The 21,902-nt window shown below is 57.9% G+C and carries 20 protein-coding genes; 9 read left to right on the forward strand and 11 right to left on the reverse strand.

Annotated features, from left to right (window positions below; genetic code table 11):
- The first annotated feature begins 45 nt into the window (after positions 1-45).
- Both nadE and cho read left to right on the forward strand, forming a co-directional pair.
- Positions 46-873 (forward strand): ammonia-dependent NAD(+) synthetase, encoded by an 828-nt coding sequence (gene nadE / locus KW828_RS01315; protein ID WP_218334645.1) that lies wholly within the window; start codon positions 46-48, stop codon positions 871-873.
- Positions 874-1,024: 151 nt separating this feature from the next.
- Positions 1,025-1,900 carry an excinuclease Cho gene (cho, locus tag KW828_RS01320; protein WP_218334646.1) on the forward strand — a complete coding sequence of 292 codons (876 nt, stop codon included), beginning with the start codon at positions 1,025-1,027 and terminating at the stop codon, positions 1,898-1,900.
- Positions 1,901-1,928: 28 nt separating this feature from the next.
- Here the strand turns inward: cho and ves are convergent, their stop codons facing one another.
- From ves to KW828_RS01355, 7 genes are all read right to left on the reverse strand, one after another.
- On the reverse strand, positions 1,929-2,486 hold the full coding sequence (gene ves / locus KW828_RS01325) for an environmental stress-induced protein Ves (RefSeq protein WP_218335345.1): 558 nt from the start codon (positions 2,484-2,486) through the stop codon (positions 1,929-1,931).
- 305 nt (positions 2,487-2,791) lie between these two features.
- Positions 2,792-3,274 carry an ATP-independent periplasmic protein-refolding chaperone Spy gene (spy, locus tag KW828_RS01330; protein ID WP_218334647.1) on the reverse strand — a complete coding sequence of 161 codons (483 nt, stop codon included), beginning with the start codon at positions 3,272-3,274 and terminating at the stop codon, positions 2,792-2,794.
- A gap of 330 nt (positions 3,275-3,604) precedes the next feature.
- Positions 3,605-4,573 carry a succinylglutamate desuccinylase gene (gene astE, locus KW828_RS01335; protein ID WP_218334648.1) on the reverse strand — a complete coding sequence of 323 codons (969 nt, stop codon included), beginning with the start codon at positions 4,571-4,573 and terminating at the stop codon, positions 3,605-3,607.
- A 9-nt stretch (positions 4,574-4,582) separates the two neighbouring features.
- Positions 4,583-5,908: an N-succinylarginine dihydrolase gene (gene astB, locus KW828_RS01340; RefSeq protein ID WP_218334649.1), complete on the reverse strand. Its 1,326-nt coding sequence runs from the start codon at positions 5,906-5,908 to the stop codon at positions 4,583-4,585.
- Entirely contained in the window at positions 5,905-7,383 is a 1,479-nt protein-coding gene (astD, locus tag KW828_RS01345; protein WP_218334650.1) for a succinylglutamate-semialdehyde dehydrogenase, read from the reverse strand. The genes astB and astD overlap by 4 nt, the downstream gene beginning before the upstream one ends.
- Positions 7,380-8,414 (reverse strand): arginine N-succinyltransferase, encoded by a 1,035-nt coding sequence (gene astA, locus KW828_RS01350; RefSeq protein WP_218334651.1) that lies wholly within the window; start codon positions 8,412-8,414, stop codon positions 7,380-7,382. The genes astD and astA overlap by 4 nt, the downstream gene beginning before the upstream one ends.
- Positions 8,411-9,631 (reverse strand): aspartate aminotransferase family protein, encoded by a 1,221-nt coding sequence (locus tag KW828_RS01355; RefSeq protein WP_218334652.1) that lies wholly within the window; start codon positions 9,629-9,631, stop codon positions 8,411-8,413. The genes astA and KW828_RS01355 overlap by 4 nt, the downstream gene beginning before the upstream one ends.
- Positions 9,632-10,076: 445 nt before the next feature.
- Here KW828_RS01355 and xthA point away from each other — a divergent pair, with 445 nt between their 5' ends.
- Complete coding sequence (gene xthA / locus KW828_RS01360) at positions 10,077-10,883, forward strand: exodeoxyribonuclease III (RefSeq protein ID WP_218334653.1); 807 nt, start codon at positions 10,077-10,079, stop codon at positions 10,881-10,883.
- Between the two features lie 3 nt (positions 10,884-10,886).
- Here the strand turns inward: xthA and KW828_RS01365 are convergent, their stop codons facing one another.
- Positions 10,887-11,171, reverse strand: a complete 285-nt coding sequence (locus KW828_RS01365; protein WP_218334654.1) for a YnjH family protein — start codon at positions 11,169-11,171, stop codon at positions 10,887-10,889.
- A 235-nt stretch (positions 11,172-11,406) separates the two neighbouring features.
- Between KW828_RS01365 and gdhA the strand changes: the two genes are divergently transcribed.
- Both gdhA and KW828_RS01375 read left to right on the forward strand, forming a co-directional pair.
- Entirely contained in the window at positions 11,407-12,750 is a 1,344-nt protein-coding gene (gene gdhA / locus KW828_RS01370) for an NADP-specific glutamate dehydrogenase (protein WP_218334655.1), read from the forward strand.
- Between the two features lie 43 nt (positions 12,751-12,793).
- On the forward strand, positions 12,794-13,045 hold the full coding sequence (locus KW828_RS01375; protein WP_218334656.1) for a hypothetical protein: 252 nt from the start codon (positions 12,794-12,796) through the stop codon (positions 13,043-13,045).
- Between the two features lie 20 nt (positions 13,046-13,065).
- Here the strand turns inward: KW828_RS01375 and KW828_RS01380 are convergent, their stop codons facing one another.
- The 3 genes from KW828_RS01380 to KW828_RS01390 form a co-directional block, all read right to left on the reverse strand.
- A complete protein-coding gene (locus KW828_RS01380) occupies positions 13,066-15,000 on the reverse strand; it encodes a DNA topoisomerase III (protein ID WP_218334657.1) in 1,935 nt (644 codons plus the stop codon).
- A gap of 4 nt (positions 15,001-15,004) precedes the next feature.
- Positions 15,005-16,048: a selenide, water dikinase SelD gene (selD, locus tag KW828_RS01385; protein ID WP_218334658.1), complete on the reverse strand. Its 1,044-nt coding sequence runs from the start codon at positions 16,046-16,048 to the stop codon at positions 15,005-15,007.
- A 117-nt stretch (positions 16,049-16,165) separates the two neighbouring features.
- A complete protein-coding gene (locus KW828_RS01390) occupies positions 16,166-16,717 on the reverse strand; it encodes an NAD(P)H nitroreductase (protein ID WP_218334659.1) in 552 nt (183 codons plus the stop codon).
- Between the two features lie 163 nt (positions 16,718-16,880).
- On the opposite strand from KW828_RS01390, the gene sppA reads away from it, so the two are divergent.
- From sppA to KW828_RS01410, 4 genes are all read left to right on the forward strand, one after another.
- Complete coding sequence (gene sppA / locus KW828_RS01395) at positions 16,881-18,734, forward strand: signal peptide peptidase SppA (protein ID WP_218334660.1); 1,854 nt, start codon at positions 16,881-16,883, stop codon at positions 18,732-18,734.
- Positions 18,735-18,788: 54 nt separating this feature from the next.
- Positions 18,789-19,805, forward strand: coding sequence for an asparaginase (gene ansA, locus KW828_RS01400; RefSeq protein WP_218335346.1), 1,017 nt, complete (start codon positions 18,789-18,791; stop codon positions 19,803-19,805).
- A gap of 10 nt (positions 19,806-19,815) precedes the next feature.
- Positions 19,816-20,454, forward strand: a complete 639-nt coding sequence (gene pncA, locus KW828_RS01405) for a bifunctional nicotinamidase/pyrazinamidase (RefSeq protein ID WP_218334661.1) — start codon at positions 19,816-19,818, stop codon at positions 20,452-20,454.
- 166 nt (positions 20,455-20,620) lie between these two features.
- Complete coding sequence (locus tag KW828_RS01410) at positions 20,621-21,874, forward strand: glycoside hydrolase family 18 protein (protein WP_218334662.1); 1,254 nt, start codon at positions 20,621-20,623, stop codon at positions 21,872-21,874.
- Positions 21,875-21,902 lie beyond the last annotated feature (28 nt).

The raw sequence follows: 21,902 nt of genomic DNA on the forward strand, positions 1-21,902 counted from the left end.
TTACTTAAAATCTGCCCGCAAGGGCGACAGACGGAGAGTGTTGTCATGACGCTGCAACAAGAGATTATTCAGGCGCTGGGCGTTTCGCCGCGCATCAATGCAGAAGAAGAAATTCGCCGTAGCGTGGATTTTTTAAAATCATATCTGAAAGCGCACCCCTTTCTGAAGTCGCTGGTGCTGGGGATCAGCGGAGGACAGGATTCCACGCTGGCCGGCAAGCTCTGCCAGATGGCGATTAGCGAACTGCGTCAGGAAACCGGCGATAAAGACTATACCTTTATCGCGGTTCGTCTGCCCCACGGCGTGCAGGCGGATGAGCAGGACTGCCAGGATGCCATTAACTTTATCAAGCCGGATCGCGTGCTGGTGGTGAACATCAAAGCCGCCGTGCTGGCAAGCGAGCAGGCTCTGCGCGACGCGGGTATCGAATTAAGCGATTTCGTGCGCGGCAACGAGAAAGCGCGTGAGCGTATGAAAGCGCAGTACAGCATTGCAAGTATGAGCAAAGGCGTGGTGGTGGGTACCGACCATGCGGCGGAAGCCGTCACCGGGTTCTACACCAAATATGGCGATGGCGGCACCGACATCAACCCGCTGTTCCGTCTGAACAAGCGTCAGGGTAAGCAACTGCTGGCGCAGTTAAACTGCCCGGAGCACCTGTACAAAAAGGCGCCGACTGCCGACCTGGAAGACGATCGCCCTGCACTGCCGGATGAAGTCGCACTCGGCGTGACCTATGAAATGATCGACGATTATCTGGAAGGCAAAACCATTGATGACAGCCATGCGCGCACCATCGAAGGCTGGTATCTGAAAACCGAACACAAACGCCGCCTGCCGGTGACGGTTTTTGACGACTTCTGGAAAAAATAGCAAATCCTTGATTTGTAGGCCGGGTCAGCGCAGCGCCACCCGGCAAAAGCTCACCATCAGGGTTTAATCTCACCAGGCGGCGCAAGCCGCCTCTTTTTTCGCCTCGCTTTGGCTGCTACACTGGATAAGTAAACAGTATCAGGAGTCTAATGTGGTAAGGCGTCAATCAGCCCCGCGCCTGCAGTTTGAAGCGGCGGCCATTTATGAATACCCCGAACATCTTCGCCCGTGGCTGGAAGCATTGCCCAAACATCCCGGCGTCTATTTCTTCCATGGCGAAAGCGACACCATGCCGCTCTATATCGGTAAAAGCATCAATATTCGCAGCCGGGTGTTGTCGCATTTGCGTACCCCGGACGAAGCCTCGATGCTGCGTCAGTCGCGGCGCATCACCTGGATCCTCACCGCCGGGGAAATCGGTGCGTTATTGCTGGAAGCGCAGCTGATCAAAGAACAACAGCCGCTGTTTAACAAGCGGCTGCGCCGCAACCGCCAGCTCTGCTCGCTGCGGTTCGACAGCGACAAGCCCGAGGTGATCTACGCCAAAGAGGTGGATTTTTCCTCGCAGCAGGGACTGTACGGGCTGTTTGCTAATCGCCACGCGGCGCTGCAAACGTTGCAGTCTATCGCCGATGAACACAAGCTGTGTTACGGCCTGCTGGGACTGGAATCGCTCAGCCGCGGTCGCGCCTGTTTTCGTTCGGCGTTAAATCGTTGTGCGGGGGCGTGCTGCGGTAAAGAGAGCGTTGAGGCGCATCATCAGCGTCTGCGGGATGCCATGACCCGCATGCAGCTGGTGTGCTGGCCGTGGCGTGGTCCGGTGGCGCTGCGGGAAAGCAGCGGTGAAATGACGCAGTATCACATTATTCACAACTGGTACTGGCTGGGTTCGGTCGCCTCGCTTGACGATGCGCCGTCGCTGTTAAAAACGCCTGCTGGTTTCGATCAGGATGGCTACAAAATTCTCTGCAAGCCGTTGATGGCGGGGATCATGGACATTCATGAGTTACCCTGGACCGCCCCCTGAACCGGCAATCGCCTGCCGGTTCAGGGGCTTAATGACCCGGCAGCCAGGTAATTTCGCTGTACAGCAGTTGTCCTTCCGATTTCAGTAAACGCAAGGTATGACTGCCCTCCTGCCAACTGGCACCCTGATCTGCCGTCAGCAGTTTATCCCCCAGTTGCCAGGCACCGCTGAGTACAAAAACTACCCCGCCGCGCGAGCCAAAGGTGGTGAAGGTGCGATCCGCCACGCGCACTTTGGCCTGGCAGTATTCGCGACGGGTCATGATATTAAAATCCATTGACATCTGCCCGTCGTGCAACTGCACCTTGATCGGCTGTTCGCCTGAAAAAGAGAAAGGCTGCAGGCGTTTTAAGGTATGACAAAACGCATTTCCCCCGTCGAGGGTCACTTCCCCGCCCTCGATCAGCGTGATCACGCGATCCACCCCCTGAAATTGCGGAAACTCACCGTTTGCCGCCAGGGATGCAATACTGGCGCGCCAGTGAAAATCCCGCGTCGCTTCCGGGAAACAGCAAATCTCACGGGTTTCGCCTGCCCCGTTGCGCCACAGGTTCACCGCCATTTTGCGAATATCAAAATATTCCATCATCACTCCTGAATGGCGCGTTATGCGCGCCTGCGCCGCAGCCAACCGCCGCGCACTGTTATCATCTTTTCATCTTGCCACACAGGTTATCGGCAGCGGATGGGTAATGCCTTAGCGATGGCGTGGCATCTTATAATATATTTTTTAACAGCATGATAAAGATGTAGTTTTGCGTAATAAGGTACAGAGCATACCGTGTCGCAGGCGAGGGGCAAAGGGGGGGACAAAAGAAAAACCGCCGGACCTGCCCACAGCCTTAAAGGCGTTTGTGGACAGGTCCGGCGGTCTTAGTAACGTTCGCGGTTTTATTCAGCGGATTCTGGCATTTTACCTTCTGCGGCCGGACGTTCTGTCAGACGCTTCTCAAAATTGGCATTAAATTGCTTTTTCTGTTCCGGCGTTAAAATGTTGTAAATCTTGTTCTGGGTTTCCATGTGCGCCAGCATACGGGCTTTGTGCTGGTCTTCCATCTTCGCAATCTGGGCTTCGGCTTTCGCTTTATCAAAGGTATCGCTGGCGATGATGTCATGGGTCGCGCGGCGTTCTTCCACGCTCGGGCGCTTCATCTGGTCGCGCTGGCTTTTCATGATCTCACGCACTTGCTGTTTCTGGGCGTCGGTCAGGTTCAGATCTTTAAACATCATATCGTGATGCATACCCGGCTTGCCTTTGTGGTGCATCATCGGCTTGCTGTCAGTCGGGGCTGCGGTGGTATCAGCAGCATGGGCCAGATTAGCAGCACCCATCGCCAGGGTAGAGGCAACAAACAGAGCGGTCAATTTACGCATAATGTATTCCTTCTTTCAGTTATTCTTTCGGCGTAATGCCGTGTTGACGAAGTTCACTTTACGGCGTTTTTCGTCAAATAATCAGAGCAACAGTAAAGCATTGAAAGGGGAAAAAACAAATTACGACCAATTATGAAGAAAATAAGGAAAAAGCGTGGAGAGTTGCAACGAAAATTATTCAGGATACTGATTTAAAAGAGATTGTGAAGAATGATACCTGAGCGCCGTATAATAATAAAGCAATGTTGTCAGATAATTCTGTATCGTCTGACCGCATCGCCCTTTTTATTTTTACGCAGGCGCTCATTGGCGGGAAAAATAACAGCGACGTCAGGGCAACCGTTCCAGCATCAGACCCGCGCGAAGCCCCATGGCAACCTGCGGATTAGGGAATAACACATATTCCGTCGCCGCCTGCGCCACGTAGCGCGTCTCGCCGTCTTCAGCGAGCAGCGTCCCGGCAGCAAATGGCGTGAAGTTCAGCGTCTCAGCGGACATGTGCAGCCTGAAAGCATCGCTGTGGCGGGTCAGCTGTTGCGCCACGCGATAGCGTAGCGGCGCGCTGCTGGCTGCAGGAGGCGGATTATCGCCCATCAGCGCCTGAATGGCGTGTAGCGTGGTGGCGAACTGATGCAGATCGTTTTCGCCAAACGGCAGCGCTTTTCCCAGTTCAAGCGTGCAGGCCAGCGCGGCAAAACGCTCACAGCTGTAATGGGTTAAGGTGCCGCCCGGCGTCTGATGAAAGACCAGCGCCTCAAGCCCTGCATCACCCAGCCAGCGCAGCCAGGCCTCATCCCACGGCGTGTCGCGCTGCGGCAGCACGCCAAAGCGCGGGTGATGCGAGCCACGAATGGCGGTATGCAGATCCAGATGCCAGCGATCGCCTGCGGGCTGGGCGGCGTAAAAACGGCTGATCGCTTGCTCCAGCTGTAGCGCGCGCACCGTTTCCACACTGTGGGCAAACTGTTGCCAGCGCCCGCCAAACATACGATTCAGATCGCTGTGCAGATAGCGTTTACCGGCACGCAGCGCAGGCGGGTTGCCGAGGATCACCAGCATGCGCCAGCGCAATGGCGTGTCGCCGTGCATCAGCGCCGTCAGCAGGTTGTCCAGCATCTCCACCGGGGCGGTTTCATTGCCGTGAATGCCCGCCGACAACACCAGTGATTTTTCCGTTGGCTGATGCGGGATCAGCTCAAGGATCCCTTCTGCACGCCAGTGCCAGCGCAGTATCTCGTTTTGCCCCCACGGATTTTCCGGCGCGCGGCCGCTCAGGGTCTGGGTAAGAAAATTCTCCATCGTCGCTCCTTATTGCTGGAACGGATAAACCGATCCCAAATCCAGTAACTGCGTCAGCCTGTCGAGCGCCTCCCGCCCTTCGCGCAGCAACTGCGGATCGGCAAGATCGGCCTGGGTGAGACGGTCACGGTAGTAGCGATCCACCCAGCCATTCAGCGCCGCGAACAGCGTATCGTTCATCATGACCGCCGGATTTACCGCCTGCTGTTCCGCCTCATTTAATACCACCCGCAAGCGCAGACAGGCCGGACCGCCGCCGTTAGACATGCTTTCGCGCAGATCGAACACCCGCAACTCGCGCAGCGGATTATCCCCGGCCAGCATGTCATTCAGATAGCGCCAGACGTTCGCCTGCTCACGACACTCCTGCGGCACCACCAGCAGCATGGTACCATCATCGCGGCTCAGTAACTGGCTGTTAAACAGGTAACTGCTCACCGCTTCTTTGACCGAGACCTGCGCCTGCGGCACTTCGATGGTCTGAAAGCCCGGCACCTGCTCCGCCAGCCGGGTCATCAGCCCGCGCTGTTGCACAAAGGCGCGTTCGTGGCAGAACAGCAGCGTACCGTTAGACACGGCGATCACATCATTATGGAACACCCCTTCGTCGATTACCGTGGGGTTCTGTTGGGCGAACATCACCCGCGCGGGATCCACCTGATTCAGCCGCGCCACCGCCTGGCTGGCTTCCAGCGTTTGCCGCGCCGGGTAACGCTCAGGCGCAGCATGTCCGTTCTCTTCCCGCCCGTAGACAAAAAGCTGCACGCCCGACTCGCCATACGCACGGCTGAAGCGGTTATGGTTCGCCGCCCCTTCGTCGCCAAAACGCGCCACCTGCGGCAGCGCACCGTGCACTAAAAAATGCCCTTCATCGCGGAAGATGGCGCGCAGCAAGGCTTCCGTCGTCGGCGCTTCCGTAGCGCGGTGGAATTTATTGTTCAGGTTTGCCACCGTCAGATGCACTTTATGATCAAGGGCATCTGCCGAGGGGCAAATCGTGGCGGCATTCGCCACCCACATCGGCGAGGCGGAGCTGGCCGCCGACAGCAGTTCCGGGGTCTGCGCCGCCGCCCTGGCGACCACCTGCTCATCGCTGCCGGTAAATCCCAGCTGACGTAATACCGCGATGTTCGGGCGTTCATGAGGCGGGATCACCGCCTGCGCAAATCCCAGATCCGCCAGCGCTTTCATCTTGAGCAAGCCCTGCTTCGCCGCCAGCCTCGGGTTAGAGGTGCGAAAACGGTGCGCGGTGGAGGCCTCGTTACCGAAAGATAGCCCGGCGTAGTGGTGCGTCAACCCCACCAGACCGTCAAAGTTAACTTCGCGTGCGGTCATGGCCTCTCCTCCCGGCTAAAATCCAGCCCCGGGCTGAGGGTTTCCGGTAGCGCAAGGCCTGGCGACTCGAGGCTTGCCATCGGCCAGGCGCAGTAATCTGCCGCATACCAGGCGCTCGGGCGATGGTTACCGGATGCGCCCACGCCACCAAACGGCGCGGTGCTGGCCGCACCGGTGAGCGGCTTGTTCCAGTTGACGATCCCGGCGCGCGCCTGTAGCAGTAACTGGTCGAATTTTTCCCGCGACGGCGTGATCAGCCCGCAGGCCAGCCCGTAACGGGTGGCGTTGGCGAGATGAATGGCGTCGTCAAAGGTGTCATAGCGCCAGACGCCAAGCAGCGGGCCGAAGACTTCTTCATCCGGCACCTCTGCCACGTCGGTCAGTTCGATAATGCCCGGCGTTAACAATGAAGTGCCGGGTTTGATCAGCCGCGGTGCCAGCAGCGTTTTGCCGCCCCGCGCCTCATGGGCCTGCCAGGCGGTATACACCGCCTCTGCCGCCTGAGGGGAAATCAGGCCACCCATAAAGGGTTGCGGCTCGGCGTCCCAGGCCCCCGGCATAATGCGTCCGGCGATCTCCACCAGCCGCGCAAGAAAGGCATCCCCCTGCGCGCCGCGTTTCACCAGCAGACGACGGGCGCAGGTGCAGCGCTGTCCGGCGGTCACAAACGCCGACTGAATAGTGAGATGCACGGCGGCATCAATGTCATCCACCTCTTCGACAATCAGCGGGTTATTGCCGCCCATTTCCAGTGCGAGGATCTTCTCCGGCTGGCCGCCAAGCTGGCGGTGCAGATGAAAACCGGTGCTGGCACTGCCGGTAAACAGCAGTCCGTCGAGATCGGCAAGCTGGCTCAGCGCCTGGCCGGTATCGCGCCCGCCCTGCACCAGATTCAGTACGCCAGGCGGCAGTCCGGCCTCCTGCCACAGTTTCACTACCGCTTCGCCGCTCCACGGCGTCAGCTCGCTCGGTTTGAAGATCACCGTGTTGCCAGCCAGCAGCGCCGGGACGATATGCCCGTTCGGCAGATGCCCGGGGAAGTTATACGGCCCGAACACTGCCAGCACGCCGTGAGGACGGTGACGCAGCGTGGCGGCCCCGTCCGGCATGGCGGTGTGCTGCTCGCCGGTGCGGGTGTGGTACGCCTTCACCGAGATGCCGATTTTGTTGATCATGGCGGTCACTTCGGTGGCGGCTTCCCAGCGCGGTTTGCCGGTTTCCCGCGCAATGATTGTCGTCAGGCTGGCTTTGTTAGCCTCCAGCTGCGCCGCAAATTTCTCAACGATGGCCTGGCGGGCGCTGAAAGGTTGCTGCGCCCAGGCCGGAAACGCGGCCCGTGCCGCGCGCGCGGCGTCTGCAACCTGTGCGGCATCGGCATCGCGTCCCTGCCACAGTGTCTCGCGGGTGAGCGGATCGTTTTTTTCCCGCTGTTCGCCCTGACCGCTGATCCAGTCGCCATTGATCCAAAGATTCATTGTGTTTTCTCCTCTGCACACAGACGGACCAGGCGAACCTGCTCCCCGGCGCGACATTTCAGGGCGTCCATCTGGGCGGCACTCAGCAGCAGACGATGGGTATCGGGATCGGCATTTACCAGCATGGCGCGGAACTGCTGGTACTGTTCGTTTGCCACAAGACACGCGGGCCACTCCCCTGGCGCGGGCTGCCCTTCGGCCACCTCTACCAGACGGCTTTTGCGGATCGCCCGTACACGGTCAATATCGCACTCCAGCGTCGGGCCGCCGTCAAAGATGTCGATATAGTGACGGTAGCGGAAACCCTCTTTTTCCAGCACCGCACGAGCGGGCGCTGTGTGCGGATGCACTTCACCGATCACCGCCTGCGCTTCTTCCGACAGGAAATGGGTATAGATAGGATGCTTGGGCATCAGCTCGGCGATAAAGGCTTTCTGCCCGGTACCGCACAGGTGGTCGGCACGGCTGAACGGCATGGAGAAGAAGCGTTTGCCGAGACTTTCCCAGAACGGCGAGTAGCCGGTTTCGTCGATCACACCGCGCATCTCCGCCACCACTTTTTCGTTAAAGCGATGGCGGAAAGCGGCCATAAACAGAAAGCGGGATTTCGACAACAGGTAGCCGTTGCCCTCTTTGCGCCAGTCGGCGTCGAGGAACAAGGTGCACAGCTCGCTGCTGCCGGTGTGATCGTTACTGAGAAACAGCGTCGGCAGGGCGTTGTAGACGTTCAGCTCTTTGGAGGCGTGCACCTGCGTGCCGACGCGGTAGTTGTACCAGGGATCGTTAAGCCCCACCGCCACTTCGATGGCGCAGATCCCGGCAACGGTGCCGCTCTGTGTCTCTTCCAGCACGAACACGTAACCCTGTTCCCCCGGCGGCAGTTCGTCCTGCCAGGTTTTGCGTGCACGCTCAATGCGTGCGGAGAGCGTGGCTTCATCCGCCGGCAGCGAGGTCAGCCCGCCGCCGGTTTTGCCGGCCAGACGCATCAGGGCCGGAAGATCGCTGTGTTCAATCGGGCGGATCACCATCATAGGCTTTCTCCTGCCAGGTAGCGTTCACAGGCGCGCGCCAGCCGTTCAAGGCCGTGACGCACTTCCTCTTCGCTGATATTCAACGCGGGCGCAAAGCGCAGCACGTTCGCCCCGGCAATCAGCACCATTACGCCCTCTGTCGCCGCCAGTTGCGAAATGAGTTTGGCTTTACCGGCATGTTCCGCCGTCAGCTCGCAGCCAATCAGCAGACCCAGGCCGCGGATCTCTTTAAACAGCGCATGACGGGTATTGATCGCCTGCAACTGTTCGACAAACCACTGGTGGCGCTGTTTCACACCGTCGAGAAAAGCAGGCTGGTTGATTATTGTCAGCACCTCGCCTGCCACCGCCGTCGCCAGCGGGTTACCGCCGTAGGTGGTGCCATGCGTACCGACCACCATCACCGCGGCAAACGCCTCGCGGGTCAGCATCGCGCCAATCGGGAAACCGCCGCCGAGCGCTTTCGCGGTGGTCAGCACGTCCGGCTCGACGCCGTAATGCATATAGGCATACAGCTCTCCGGTACGCCCGACGCCGGTCTGTACTTCATCAAAAATCAACAGCGCCTGATGCTTATCGCACAGCTCACGCAGGCCTTTTAAGAATGCTGCCTCTGCGGGTACTACACCGCCCTCACCCTGCATCGGCTCGACGATCACCGCACAGGTGTCATCGTTAATCAGCGCCCGGGCAGCGTTGAGGTTATTGAATTCCGCATGGCGAATATCCGGCGGCAGCGGCGCAAAATCTTTTGAATAGGCAGGCTGTCCACCGGCGCTGACGGTAAACAGCGTGCGACCATGAAACGCATTTTTAAAGGCCACAATGCCGCTTTTCTGCGCGCCGGCGTGGTCGTGAGCATATTTGCGCGCCAGCTTCAGCGCGGCTTCGTTGGCTTCCGCCCCGGAGTTACAGAAGAACACGCGATCGGCAAAGGTGGCATCAATCAGGCGTTTGGCAAGACGCAGCGCCGGTTCATTGGTGTAGCCATTGCCGGTGTGCCAGAACTTCGCCGCCTGTTCGCTGAGCACGCGACACAGCGCCGGGTTAGCGTGACCGAGGGCATTCACCGCAATGCCACCGGCAAAATCGATATACTCTTTTCCTTCCTGATCCCACAGGCGGGAGCCTTCGCCGCGAACCGGAATAAAGGGAGCCGGAGCGTAAACCGGCAGCATCCAGTGATCAAAGTTTTCACGCGTAATTGAGTGGGACATGGCGACCTCATCCGGTAAATAAAAGGTTGTTGAGATGTTAATAATTATGATTGTTTGCGCTGTTAATGTAGATTGCACGGTTCGTGCCATCCAGCGATAAAAATGCATAACCGCGGGGCGTGGTCGAAATATCAACGACTTAAAACCAAACGATATTCACTTTATCTGCATAATAAGTGAATAATTTTAAGGCATTTCCAGGTACCGGGCGGATCGCCAGGAAATTTTATGCATTGATAAAATATAATTCTGGAATTGTGATCTTACGCGGAAGGTGATCGCGTGCCGCGCCCTTTTTCAGGGCGCAATGCACCAAAGCGGGGCGGGATCGGCACCATCGACGACACCTGTTGCAGCCATGTACAGAAAAGCACGGCGCTGTGGCGTAACGCGGGGAATTTTCTGCTACCATCCCTGCACAATTTATTGCTAAGTGGCAGCGACTATGAAATTTGTCTCTTTTAATATCAACGGCCTGCGCGCCCGTCCTCATCAACTGCAAGCGATTATCGACAAGCATCAGCCCGATGTGATTGGCCTGCAGGAGACAAAAGTCCATGACGATATGTTCCCCCTCGAAGAGGTGGCGAAGCTGGGCTACAACGTCTTTTATCATGGTCAGAAAGGCCACTACGGCGTGGCGCTGTTGACCCGCGACACGCCGGTATCGGTGCGTCGCGGCTTTCCTGGCGATGACGAAGAAGCGCAGCGTCGTATTATCATGGCGGAATTAGCCTCGCCACTCGGCAATATCACGGTAATCAACGGTTATTTCCCGCAGGGAGAAAGCCGCGACCATCCCACCAAATTCCCGGCGAAAGCGAAGTTTTATCAGGATCTCCAGGATTTTCTGGAAAACGATCTCAGCAAAGACAGCCCGGTGCTGGTGATGGGCGATGTCAACATCAGCCCGACGGATCTGGACATTGGCATCGGTGAAGACAGCCGCAAGCGCTGGCTGCGTACTGGCAAATGTTCGTTCCTGCCGGAAGAACGCGAGTGGATGGCCCGTTTGCAGGGCTGGGGGCTGGTGGATACTTTCCGTGCGGCCAATCCGGATACCCAGGATCGTTTTTCGTGGTTTGATTACCGTTCAAAAGGTTTTGACGATAACCGCGGGCTGCGTATCGATCTGGTGCTGGCAAGCACTGCACTGGCTACGCGCTGCACCGATACCGGCATCGATTACGAGATCCGCGGCATGGAAAAGCCGTCCGACCATGCGCCGATCTGGGCGACCTTCGATCTCTAAGCGTCAGGGTTTGACGCGCCGCCACACCAGCGGATTCGTGCTCAGCGTGCGTTCGTCACGCTGACACTGTAATAAAATGCCGTCGGCTTTCACCACGGCCCCTTCCGAGTAATTTTCATCCTGATAAACGCAGCACTGATTACAGGGCTGCGGACGCTGACCGCCGGAGGAGAACACTTCCGGCGGCACATTCACGTCGACGTCGCCGGTACTGTAGCGCACCTCCGCCTGGGCGGTGGCGGTGACGAGCGCCAGAAGGCTGGCGGCAAACAGAGCGTGTCGGATCATCGTTTTTTTTCCTGATTACGTGGTGATATTAACTATAACGGTAAAAAAAGGCAGAACCTTTAATCCGTGGGGTCATCGTTTTTTATTATGACCTCCCGACGATTATTAATTTCCCTGTACCTGTCTAAATCGGTTGCCTTATGCCGCTTTTCCAGTGTTATAGTCGAAAACGCAAACAACGCCTTAACAACACACAACAAATTTTACGCCCCTGACATAAGAGGATGTTATATCGATGGATCAGTCTTGCTCTCTGGAAACCTTTCTAAGCCGTATTCAACAACGCGATCCCCATCAGACAGAATTTGCCCAGGCGGTTCGCGAAGTCATGACCACGCTGTGGCCGTTTATTGAAGAAAACCCGCGTTATCGCCAGATGTCGTTGCTGGAACGGCTGGTCGAGCCGGAACGTGTGATCCAGTTCCGCGTGGTGTGGGTGGACGATCGTAACCAGGTGCAGGTCAACCGCGCGTGGCGCGTGCAGTTTAACTCCGCCATTGGTCCTTTTAAGGGTGGGATGCGTTTTCACCCGTCGGTGAACTTATCGATTCTGAAATTCCTTGGCTTTGAACAGACGTTCAAAAATGCGCTCACTACCCTGCCAATGGGCGGCGGCAAAGGCGGCAGCGATTTCGATCCGAAAGGCAAAAGCGAAGGCGAAGTGATGCGTTTTTGTCAGTCGCTGATGACCGAACTGTACCGCCATCTGGGACCGGATACCGATGTGCCGGCGGGTGATATTGGCGTCGGCGGGCGTGAAGTGGGCTTTATGGCCGGGATGATGAAAAAACTCTCGAATAACAGCGCCTGCGTGTTTACCGGTAAAGGGCTGTCGTTTGGCGGCAGTCTGATCCGCCCGGAAGCCACCGGCTATGGCCTGGTCTATTTCACCGAGGCGATGTTAAAACGTCACGGTCTGGCCTTCGAGGGGCAGCGCGTGGCGGTGTCCGGCTCCGGCAACGTGGCGCAGTACACCATTGAGAAAGTGATGGAACTGGGTGGACGGGTGATCACCGCCTCTGACTCCAGCGGCACGGTGGTGGACGAAGCGGGCTTTAACCGCGAGAAACTGGCACGCCTGTGCGAAATCAAAGCCAGCCGCGACGGTCGCGTGGCGGATTATGCCCGCGAGTTCGGACTGGTGTATCTGGAAGGCAAACAGCCGTGGTCAGTACCGGCAGATATTGCCCTGCCGTGCGCGACCCAGAACGAGCTGGACGTTGACGCCGCCCGCACGCTTATCGCCAACGGTGTGAAGGCGGTAGCGGAAGGTGCCAACATGCCGACCACCATCGAAGCCACCGATCTGTTCCTGGAAGCGGGCGTGCTGTTCGCTCCGGGTAAAGCGGCGAATGCAGGCGGTGTGGCAACGTCCGGGCTGGAGATGGCGCAGAACGCCGCGCGTCTGAGCTGGAAGGCGGAAAAAGTCGATGCGCGTCTGCACCATATCATGCTGGATATTCACCATGCCTGCGTGGAATACGGCGGTGAAAGTAAGCAGACCAACTATGTGCGCGGCGCGAATATCGCGGGCTTTGTGAAAATTGCCGACGCCATGCTGGCGCAGGGCGTGATCTAATCGCGTGGAATTGCCCGGCGGCGCTGTGCTTGCCGGGCCTACGGTGACTGACTTAACCGGGGTGCCCGGCGGCGCGGCGCTTGCCGGGCCTACGATGACTGACTTAACCGGGTTGCCCGGCGGCGCGGCGCTTGCCGGGCCTACGGTGACTGACTTAACCGGGTTGCCCGGCGGCGCGGCGCTTGCCGGGCCTACGGTGACTGACTTAACCGGGTTGCCCGGCGGCGCTGCGCTTGCCGGGCCTACGGTTACTTTGCCGATCCCTGGGTTACCTTGTAGGCCGGGTAAGGCGTAGCCGCCACCCGGCAACATGCGCTACGCCGCCGGAGCCGCACTCGCAGGCGGCTTTTTCTTCGCCCGCCCTTTGAAGGTTTTCTTTTTATCCCCACCAGGTGCCGCCAGCCCGCGGAACTGACGCACCGGCGTGCTGCGAGCCTGATCGATCAGTTGATACAACGTACCCACCAGCGGCTGCATAAAATCCTGATAGCGACACTGCTTTTCGCTGATTTGCGTCAGCACTGATTCCCAGTGGGCGGTCATGTCCGGCCGCGCCGCCATCTCCGGCAGGGAGTGGATCAGCGCCCGCCCGGCGTCGCTGGAATGGATATAGCGCCCTTTTTTCACCAGGAAACCGCGCTTAAACAGTAGCTCGATGATCCCGGCACGAGTAGCTTCAGTGCCCAGCCCGTCGGTGGCGCGCAGGATCTTTTTCAGATCTTTATCCTGCACAAAACGCGCGATACCGGTCATCGCTGACAGCAGCGTGGCGTCGGTGAAATGCCGTGGCGGCTGGGTCTGCCGCTCCACCACCTCGCCCTTCTCGCACAGCAGTTCGTCGTCTTTGGCGACCACCGGCAGCGGCGTGCCGTCATTCTCTTCGTCGCGCTCTTTATTGCCCAGCAAAGTGCGCCAGCCCGCTTCCGCCAGAAAACGCGCTTTGGCGATAAATTTACCTTTGGCGATGTCGAGTTCGATGGTGCATTTGCGGAATACCGCGTCCGGGCAGAACTGCATCAGATACTGCCGCGCCACCAGGGTATAGACCTTCTCTTCGTTATCGGTGAGGTTCACCTTGCTGCTGCGCGCCGTCGGAATAATGGCATGGTGCGCATCGACTTTTTTGTCATCCCAGCAGCGGTTACGGATGTCGGTATCGATTACCGGCTGCGGCAGCAATGACGGGCTGTGCACGCTGATGGCGTTGATCACCGCCTGACGCCCGGCAAAATGCTCTTCCGGCAGATAACGGCTGTCGGAACGGGGATAGGTGATGAGCTTGTGGGTTTCATAGAGCTTCTGGCAAATATCCAGCACGTTCTGCGCGCTGAGGCCAAAGCGCTTCGCCGCTTCAATCTGCAAGGTGGAGAGTGAGAAAGGCAACGGCGCGGCCTCGGATTCCCGTTTGTCGTTATAGCTGGTGACCATCGCCGGCTGGCCGGTAATGCGCGTTACCACATGATCGGCAAGGCTACGGTGCAGCAGACGCCCCTCTTCATCCTGGTACGGTTCGCAGGCGTCGCTTGGCTGCCAGGTGGCGGTAAAACGCTCTTCTTTAGGGGTGACGATATGCGCTTTCACCTCGAAAAAGTCTTTCGCCACGAAGTTTTCGATCTCTTCGTCACGGCGCACCACCAGTCCGAGCACCGGCGTCTGCACCCGCCCCACGGAGAGCACGCCCTGATAACCGGCGCTCTGCCCGAGCAGCGTGTAGGCGCGGGTCATGTTGATGCCGTAGAGCCAGTCAGCTCGGGAGCGGGCCAGCGCCGATGAACTAAGAGGGATAAATTCGCTGTTGGCGCGCAAACGGGTGATCGCGCGCTCCACCGCCTGCGGGTTGAGGTCGTTTATCAGACAACGCTGCACGTTACGGCGTTTTTCCGCAGGCAGCTCCAGATAGTTCAGCACCTCATCCACCAGCAACTGCCCTTCACGATCCGGGTCACCGGCGTGAATAACTTCGCTGGCCTCCCCCAGTAAACGCTTGATGACGTTGATCTGTTTGGTGACCGAGGCGCGCGGTTGCAGCTGCCATTTTTCCGGCACAATCGGCAAATCCGAGAGGTTCCAGCGCGCATAGCGGCTGTCATAGGCATCCGGCTGCGCCTGCTCCAGCAGGTGACCAATGCACCAGGTGACCACCTGACCATTCCCGCACTCGATATAGCCGTCGCCCTTGCGGTGCGGCTTCGGCAGCACCTCGGCAATGGCGCGGCCCAGACTCGGTTTTTCGGCAATAAACAACCGCATTGACTTAACGGATCTCAATCATAGGACGACCACCACGGGCCTCAACCAGCTCGCCAATCGCCGTCAGGGTAATGCCATATTCGGCGGCAGTGGCCTGTACCTTATCTTCTGCGTCCGGCGTAACCGCCAGCAGTAAGCCACCGGAGGTCTGCGGATCGCACAACAGATCGCGCCACGCCTGCGGCATGTCGCCCATCAGATGACCGTAACTGGCGAAGTTACGCCCGGTACCGCCCGGTACTGCGCCCTGAGCAATGTATTCTTCTACGCCCGGCAGCTTCGGCACGTCATGATAGCGCACCTGCGCCTGCACGCCTGCGCCCTGGCACATTTCGCTCAGGTGGCCGAGCAACCCGAAGCCGGTGACATCGGTCATCGCTTGCACGCCGTCGATGCTGGCAAAACCGGCACCGGCGAGGTTCATCTGGCACATCACTTCCGTGGCCAGCCCAACGTGCTCGGGTTTAAGCAGGGATTTTTTCTCGGCGGTAGTCAGCACGCCAATGCCCAGCGATTTGGTGAGATAGAGTTTGCAGCCTGCTTTCGCGGTGCTGTTTTTCTTCACGCGTTCGGTTGGCACCACGCCGGTGACGGCGAGGCCAAAAATCGGTTCCGGCGCGTCGATGGAGTGACCGCCCGCCAGCGCGATCCCCGCCTGCTGGCAGGCAAAGCGTCCGCCTTCCACCACCTCACGGGCGATCTCCGGCGCAAGGGTATTGATTGGCCAGCCCAGAATGGCGATCGCCATAATCGGCTTGCCGCCCATAGCAAAAATATCGCTGATAGCATTGGTTGCCGCAATGCGTCCGAAGTCGAACGGATTGTCGACAATCGGCATAAAGAAGTCGGTGGTGCTGATCACGCTGGTGCCGTTGCCCAGATCGTAAACCGCAGCGTCATCACGGGTCTCGTTACCGACCAGCAGGTTCGGATCGATAAACTTTGCCCGATCGCTGTGCAGAATGGTTTCCAGCACTTTGGGGGAAATCTTACAACCGCAACCAGCTCCGTGACTGTACTGCGTTAAACGAATGGCTTGCTCGCTCATGGACATCTCCTGTCATTGCAATCCGGCTATGGTAGCGCTCAATCGGATAAGTGGTAAGTATGACTGTCCGAATTGCGTGGCTTTCGCTCACAATACGGACAGTCGGGCCGTGGTGGATCAGAAATAACGCACGAACGGCGTGGTATCAGGCAGGCTGATGGTAGTGGAGGCTTTCAGCTGCGGCGTGCCGAGGTAGAGGAAACCGACGATATGATCCTGTTCGCGGCACTCCAGCGCTTCACGCACCACCGGGCTGTCGGTCATCGGGCCGCTGCGCCAGATGCCGTTAAAGCCCTGCGCCAGCGCCGCCATTTGCATCGCCATCACAGCACAGCCCGCCGACACCAGCTGTTCCCAGTGCGGCACTTTCGGGTGATCTTCGCATTTAGCGACCACGGCAATGATCATCGGCGCGCGGAACGGGCCAGAGCGGGCTTTTTCAATGCCCTTTTCATCAAGACCGGCGGCAATCGCGCCTTTCTCCAGCAACTGGCTGAAGCGCTCGCGCCCTTCACCTTCAACGACAAAGAAGCGCCACGGCTGGAGCGTGCCATGATCCGGCGCACGCATTCCCGCCTGTAAAATACTTTTCAGTTGCTCCCCCGCCGGGGCGGGTTCGGTCAGGCGAGAGGCGCTACGACGGTTAACGAGCAGTTCAAGTGCATCCATTAGTTAACTCCTGTCATCAAATTTATGCATAAAATTAACACGACAGGAGATTTTGTTACAGCGACGGCGGCGGATCTTGCTGACAAGTTGCCGCGGTGTAATTAGGATAACCGCACATTCCGCTCAGGGTAGCGGGGGTTGTTAATCAGGACAGGAAGAATACATGCGAACCCTTTGGCATTTCATTGCTGGTTTTTTTAAATGGACATGGCGATTGCTCAATTTCGTCCGTGAACTGGTGCTCAACCTTTTCTTTATCTTTTTAGTGGTGGTGTGCGTCGGCATCTGGATGCAGGTGAAGAGCAGCACTGCCGAGCACAGTAACCGTGGCGCGTTGTTACTGGATATTGCCGGTGTGGTGGTGGATAAACCTTCCAGCAGCAGCAAGCTGGGCGTGCTGGGCCGTCAGCTGTTTGGCGCCAGTTCCGATCGCTTACAGGAGAACTCGCTGTTTGATATTGTCGAGGCGATTCGCCAGGCGAAAGACGATCGCAATATCACCGGTATCGTGATGGATCTGAAAGATTTTGCCGGTGCCGATCAGCCGTCGATGCAGTACATCGGTAAAGCGTTGCGCGAATTCCGCGACAGCGGCAAACCAGTTTATGCGGTGGGCGATAACTTCAGCCAGGGCCAGTATTACCTTGCCAGCTTCGCCAATAAAACCTTCCTCTCCCCGCAAGGCGTGGTGGATCTGCATGGCTTTGCCACTAACGGTCTGTATTACAAATCGCTGCTGGAAAAACTGAAAGTCTCAACCCATGTCTTCCGCGTCGGTACTTATAAATCCGCCGTCGAGCCGTTTATCCGCGACGATATGTCCCCGGCTGCGCGTGACGCCGACAGCCGCTGGGTAGGTGAACTGTGGCAAAACTACCTGAACACCGTCGCCGCGAACCGTCAGGTTTCGGCGCAGCAGATCTTCCCTGGCGCGCAGGCGATGCTGGAAGGGCTGACCAAAGTGGGTGGCGATACGGCGAAATATGCCCTCGATAACAAACTGGTGGATCAGCTTGCCACCAGTGCCGAAGTCGAGAAAGCGCTCAGCAAACAGTTTGGCTGGAGCGATGCCGATAAAAATTACAGCGCCATCAGCTACTACGATTACGCGCTGAAAAAACAGAGCGAAAACGGTGACAGCGTGGCGGTGATCTTCGCCAACGGCGCCATCATGGACGGTGAAGAAACTCCGGGTAACGTCGGCGGTGACACCACGGCGTCGCAAATCCGCGATGCGCGTCTCGATCCGAAAGTGAAAGCTATTGTGCTGCGCGTTAACAGCCCAGGCGGCAGCGTCAGCGCCTCTGAGGTGATCCGTGCCGAACTGGCCGCCGCCAAAGCGGCAGGCAAGCCGGTGGTGGTATCGATGGGCGGCATGGCCGCGTCCGGCGGTTACTGGATCTCCACCCCGGCTAACTACATTGTGGCGAACCCGAGCACCCTCACCGGCTCAATTGGCATCTTCGGGGTGATCAACACCTTTGAAAATAGCCTCGACAGCGTAGGCGTGCATACCGATGGCGTGGCGACCTCGCCGCTGGCGGATGTGGCGGTCACTAAAGCGCTGCCGCCGGAAGTGCAGCAGATGATGCAGTTGAGCATTGAGAGCGGCTATAAACGCTTCCTGTCGATTGTGTCGCAGTCGCGCAATAAGACGCCGGAGCAGATCGATCAGATTGCGCAGGGCCACGTCTGGACCGGTCAGGACGCGAAAGCGAACGGTCTGGTGGATGCGCTGGGTGATTTCGACGATGCGGTGGCAAAAGCGGCTGAACTGGCGAAGCTCAAGCAGTGGCACATCGATTATTATCAGGATGAGCCGACCTTCTTCGACCAGGTGGTTGACAGCATGTCTGCCAGCGTTCGCGCGGCGATGCCGTCAGCGTTACAGGCGTATCTGCCTGCGCCACTGGCCCCGGTTGCTGGAGTCGTGAAAGCGGAAAGCGATAAGCTGGCGGCGTTTAACGACCCGCAAAACCGCTATGCGTTTTGCCTGACCTGCGCTAACGTTCGCTGATAACCCATCCCCTCAGCCTTGAGGGGATTTTTTATGGCTATGAAACAGAACATCATGCAAAAGAAATCGATTTATGTTGCCTACACCGGCGGGACTATCGGCATGCAGCGCTCTGAACAGGGCTACATTCCGGTTTCCGGACATCTGCAACGCCAGCTGGCGCTGATGCCGGAATTCCACCGCCAGGAGATGCCCGACTTCACCATCCACGAATACCATCCGCTGATGGACTCTTCTGATATGACGCCGCAGGACTGGCAGCATATCGCCGAAGATATTAAATCGAACTACGATCGCTACGATGGTTTTGTCATTCTGCACGGCACCGACACCATGGCGTTTACCGCCTCGGCGCTGTCGTTCATGCTGGAAAACCTCGGCAACCCGGTTATTGTGACAGGGTCACAAATCCCGCTGGCGGAACTGCGTTCGGACGGGCAGATCAACCTGCTCAATTCGCTCTATATCGCGGCCAATTACCCCATTAACGAAGTGACGCTGTTCTTCAACAACCGTCTGTTCCGCGGTAACCGCACCACTAAAGCCCATGCGGATGGCTTCGATGCTTTCGCCTCGCCGAACCTGCAACCCTTGCTGGAGGCAGGCATTCATATTCGCCGCCTCGGCACGCCGCCTGCGCCGCACGGCGACGGGAAGCTGATTGTGCATCCCATTACCCCGCAGCCAATTGGCGTGGTGACCATTTATCCGGGCATTTCTGCCGACGTGGTGCGCAATTTCCTGCGCCAGCCGGTGAAAGCGCTGATCCTGCGCTCCTACGGCGTCGGCAATGCGCCGCAAAACGGCGAGTTCCTGAAGGAGCTACAGGCGGCGAGCGAGCGCGGCATTGTGGTGATCAACCTGACGCAGTGTATGTCCGGCAAGGTCAATATGGGCGGCTACGCCACTGGCAACGCACTGGCCCATGCAGGCGTCATTGGCGGCGCAGACATGACGGTGGAAGCCACCCTGACGAAACTTCACTACCTGTTAAGCCAAAACCTGGATGTTCAGGCCATCCGTGAGGCGATGACGGTCAATTTGCGCGGCGAGCTGACGCCGGACGAGTAAGGAGCAGGAGATGACCCGGGCACTACTGTTAGTCGATTTACAGAACGATTTTTGCGCCGGTGGCGCGCTGGCGGTCGCCGGGGGCGACAGCACCGTGGACATCGCCAATACGCTTATTGACTGGTGTAAAGGACGCGGTGACGCCGTGGTGGCAAGCCAGGACTGGCATCCGGCGAACCACGGCAGCTTTGCCAGCCAGCAAAACGTCGAGCCCTATGCTGAAGGATTGCTGGACGGGCTGCCGCAGACGTTCTGGCCGGATCATTGCGTGCAAAACAGCGACGGCGCGGCGCTGCATCCGCTGTTACAGGCGAACGCCATCGACGCGGTGTTTCATAAAGGCGAAAACCCGGCGATTGACAGCTACAGCGCCTTTTTTGATAACGGTCACCGGCAGAAAACCCAGCTCGATGACTGGCTGCGTCATCACAACGTTAATGAGCTTATCGTAATGGGACTGGCAACGGATTACTGCGTGAAGTTCACCGTGCTGGATGCACTGACGCTGGGCTACGACGTGAACGTGATCACCGACGGCTGTCGCGGCGTTAATCTGCATGCGCAGGACAGCGCACAGGCGTTTATGGACATGTCAGCGGCGGGCGCCACGCTGTATACGCTGGCAGACTGGCAGGAAACTCACGCGTAAGTTGTAACACGGGTATTTATCACAAATACCCGTTCTTTCTGTTCCCCTTCAATGACATAAAGTGAAGCCCTTCGCATTATCCGCGAAACGACGGTGTTATGCTTTTTTGGCTGTTTTTTCGCCACGCCACTGGCCTGGCTTTAATTTTTGTCAAAGAGGAACCCCTATGAAACGTTTGCCTGTTCTGGCAGCTTTACCCCTGCTTTGCGCATCGCTCGCCTCCGCCAGTTCTTTCATGTCGGTCGGTTATTTTAACGGCGGCGGAGACGTGACCGCAGGCCCTGGCGGGGATATAAACACGCTGGATGTACGCCTGATCACTCACCTTAACTACTCGTTTGGCCTGATCTATAACGGTGAAAAAGGCGAAACCAATGACGCGCTAAAAGATCCAATGAAGCGGCATCAGATTTGGCTCTCGCCGAAAGTTGCCGCTGATCTCGCACTGATCCCCGCCCTGCGGCAACAAAATCCTGACCTGAAAGTGTTGTTATCGGTCGGCGGCTGGGGCGCACGTGGTTTTTCTGCTGCGGCCGCGACGCCGGAGGCACGCGCGGTGTTTATTCGCTCAGCCCAGGATATTGTCGCGCGATATGGGCTCGATGGTATCGATCTGGACTGGGAATATCCGGTGAACGGTGCCTGGGGAGCCGTCGACAGCCAGCCCGCCGATCGGGATAACTTTACCCTGCTGCTGAAAGCACTCCGTCAGGCGTTTGGCGATAAAAAACTGGTCACCATCGCCGTTGGCGCGAACGTCGACAGCCCGAAAAGCTGGGTGGACGTTAACGCCATCGCCCCGTTGCTGGATTACATCAACCTGATGACCTATGACATGGCCTACGGCACGCAGTATTTCAACGCCAATCTGTATGACTCCAAAGCCTGGCCCACCGTTGCTGAGGCGGATAAGTACAGCGTTGACGTTGTCGTTAATAACTATCTTGCGGCGGGGTTAAAGCCTCAGCAGATGAATCTGGGCATTGGATTTTATGGCCGGGTGCCCAAGCGCGCCATAGAGCCGGGCATTGACTGGAGCAAACCGGATGCGCAAAAAAATCCCGCAACCAAGCCCTATTTTGGCGAGCGTGAGGTTGCGCTGTTCGGTTCGCTGGGATTCGATCTCACGAAAGATACGTATGTGAAATATAACGACATTGTAAAACGGCTGCTTAACGATCCGCAGAAGCGCTTTACTGAACACTGGGATGAAGAGGCAAAAGTGCCGTGGCTGTCGGTGAAGTCTGCTGAGGGAAAAGCGCTGTTTGCACTCAGTTATGAAAATCCCCGCTCAGTGGCTATCAAAGCGGATTACATCAAGGAAAAAGGCCTTGCCGGCGCGATGTTCTGGGAATATGGGGCGGATGATAATAACCAGTTAGCGAAACAGCTGGCTGCATCGCTGGCGCTGAAACCGTAACGCTCTTTCAGGCCGGGAACGTGCGCTT

The sequence above is a fragment of the Enterobacter sp. ENT03 genome (assembly GCF_019218745.1).
Classification (GTDB): Bacteria; Pseudomonadota; Gammaproteobacteria; order Enterobacterales; family Enterobacteriaceae; genus Enterobacter_D.

Excerpts from the sequence above, each read along its gene's own strand:
- astD (WP_218334650.1), bottom strand. The coding sequence starts at position 7,383 with ATGAATCTTTGGATCAATGGCGACTGGATCAGCGGTCAGGGCGAACAG.
- KW828_RS01410 (WP_218334662.1), top strand. The coding sequence starts at position 20,621 with ATGAAACGTTTGCCTGTTCTGGCAGCTTTACCCCTGCTTTGCGCATCG.
- astE (WP_218334648.1), bottom strand. The coding sequence starts at position 4,573 with ATGGAGAATTTTCTTACCCAGACCCTGAGCGGCCGCGCGCCGGAAAAT.
- spy (WP_218334647.1), bottom strand. The coding sequence starts at position 3,274 with ATGCGTAAATTGACCGCTCTGTTTGTTGCCTCTACCCTGGCGATGGGT.
- KW828_RS01380 (WP_218334657.1), bottom strand. The coding sequence starts at position 15,000 with ATGCGGTTGTTTATTGCCGAAAAACCGAGTCTGGGCCGCGCCATTGCC.
- nadE (WP_218334645.1), top strand. The coding sequence starts at position 46 with ATGACGCTGCAACAAGAGATTATTCAGGCGCTGGGCGTTTCGCCGCGC.
- KW828_RS01365 (WP_218334654.1), bottom strand. The coding sequence starts at position 11,171 with ATGATCCGACACGCTCTGTTTGCCGCCAGCCTTCTGGCGCTCGTCACC.
- ansA (WP_218335346.1), top strand. The coding sequence starts at position 18,789 with ATGCAAAAGAAATCGATTTATGTTGCCTACACCGGCGGGACTATCGGC.
- selD (WP_218334658.1), bottom strand. The coding sequence starts at position 16,048 with ATGAGCGAGCAAGCCATTCGTTTAACGCAGTACAGTCACGGAGCTGGT.
- KW828_RS01390 (WP_218334659.1), bottom strand. The coding sequence starts at position 16,717 with ATGGATGCACTTGAACTGCTCGTTAACCGTCGTAGCGCCTCTCGCCTG.
- astA (WP_218334651.1), bottom strand. The coding sequence starts at position 8,414 with ATGATGGTGATCCGCCCGATTGAACACAGCGATCTTCCGGCCCTGATG.
- gdhA (WP_218334655.1), top strand. The coding sequence starts at position 11,407 with ATGGATCAGTCTTGCTCTCTGGAAACCTTTCTAAGCCGTATTCAACAA.
- ves (WP_218335345.1), bottom strand. The coding sequence starts at position 2,486 with ATGGAATATTTTGATATTCGCAAAATGGCGGTGAACCTGTGGCGCAAC.
- pncA (WP_218334661.1), top strand. The coding sequence starts at position 19,816 with ATGACCCGGGCACTACTGTTAGTCGATTTACAGAACGATTTTTGCGCC.
- xthA (WP_218334653.1), top strand. The coding sequence starts at position 10,077 with ATGAAATTTGTCTCTTTTAATATCAACGGCCTGCGCGCCCGTCCTCAT.
- astB (WP_218334649.1), bottom strand. The coding sequence starts at position 5,908 with ATGACCGCACGCGAAGTTAACTTTGACGGTCTGGTGGGGTTGACGCAC.
- KW828_RS01355 (WP_218334652.1), bottom strand. The coding sequence starts at position 9,631 with ATGTCCCACTCAATTACGCGTGAAAACTTTGATCACTGGATGCTGCCG.
- sppA (WP_218334660.1), top strand. The coding sequence starts at position 16,881 with ATGCGAACCCTTTGGCATTTCATTGCTGGTTTTTTTAAATGGACATGG.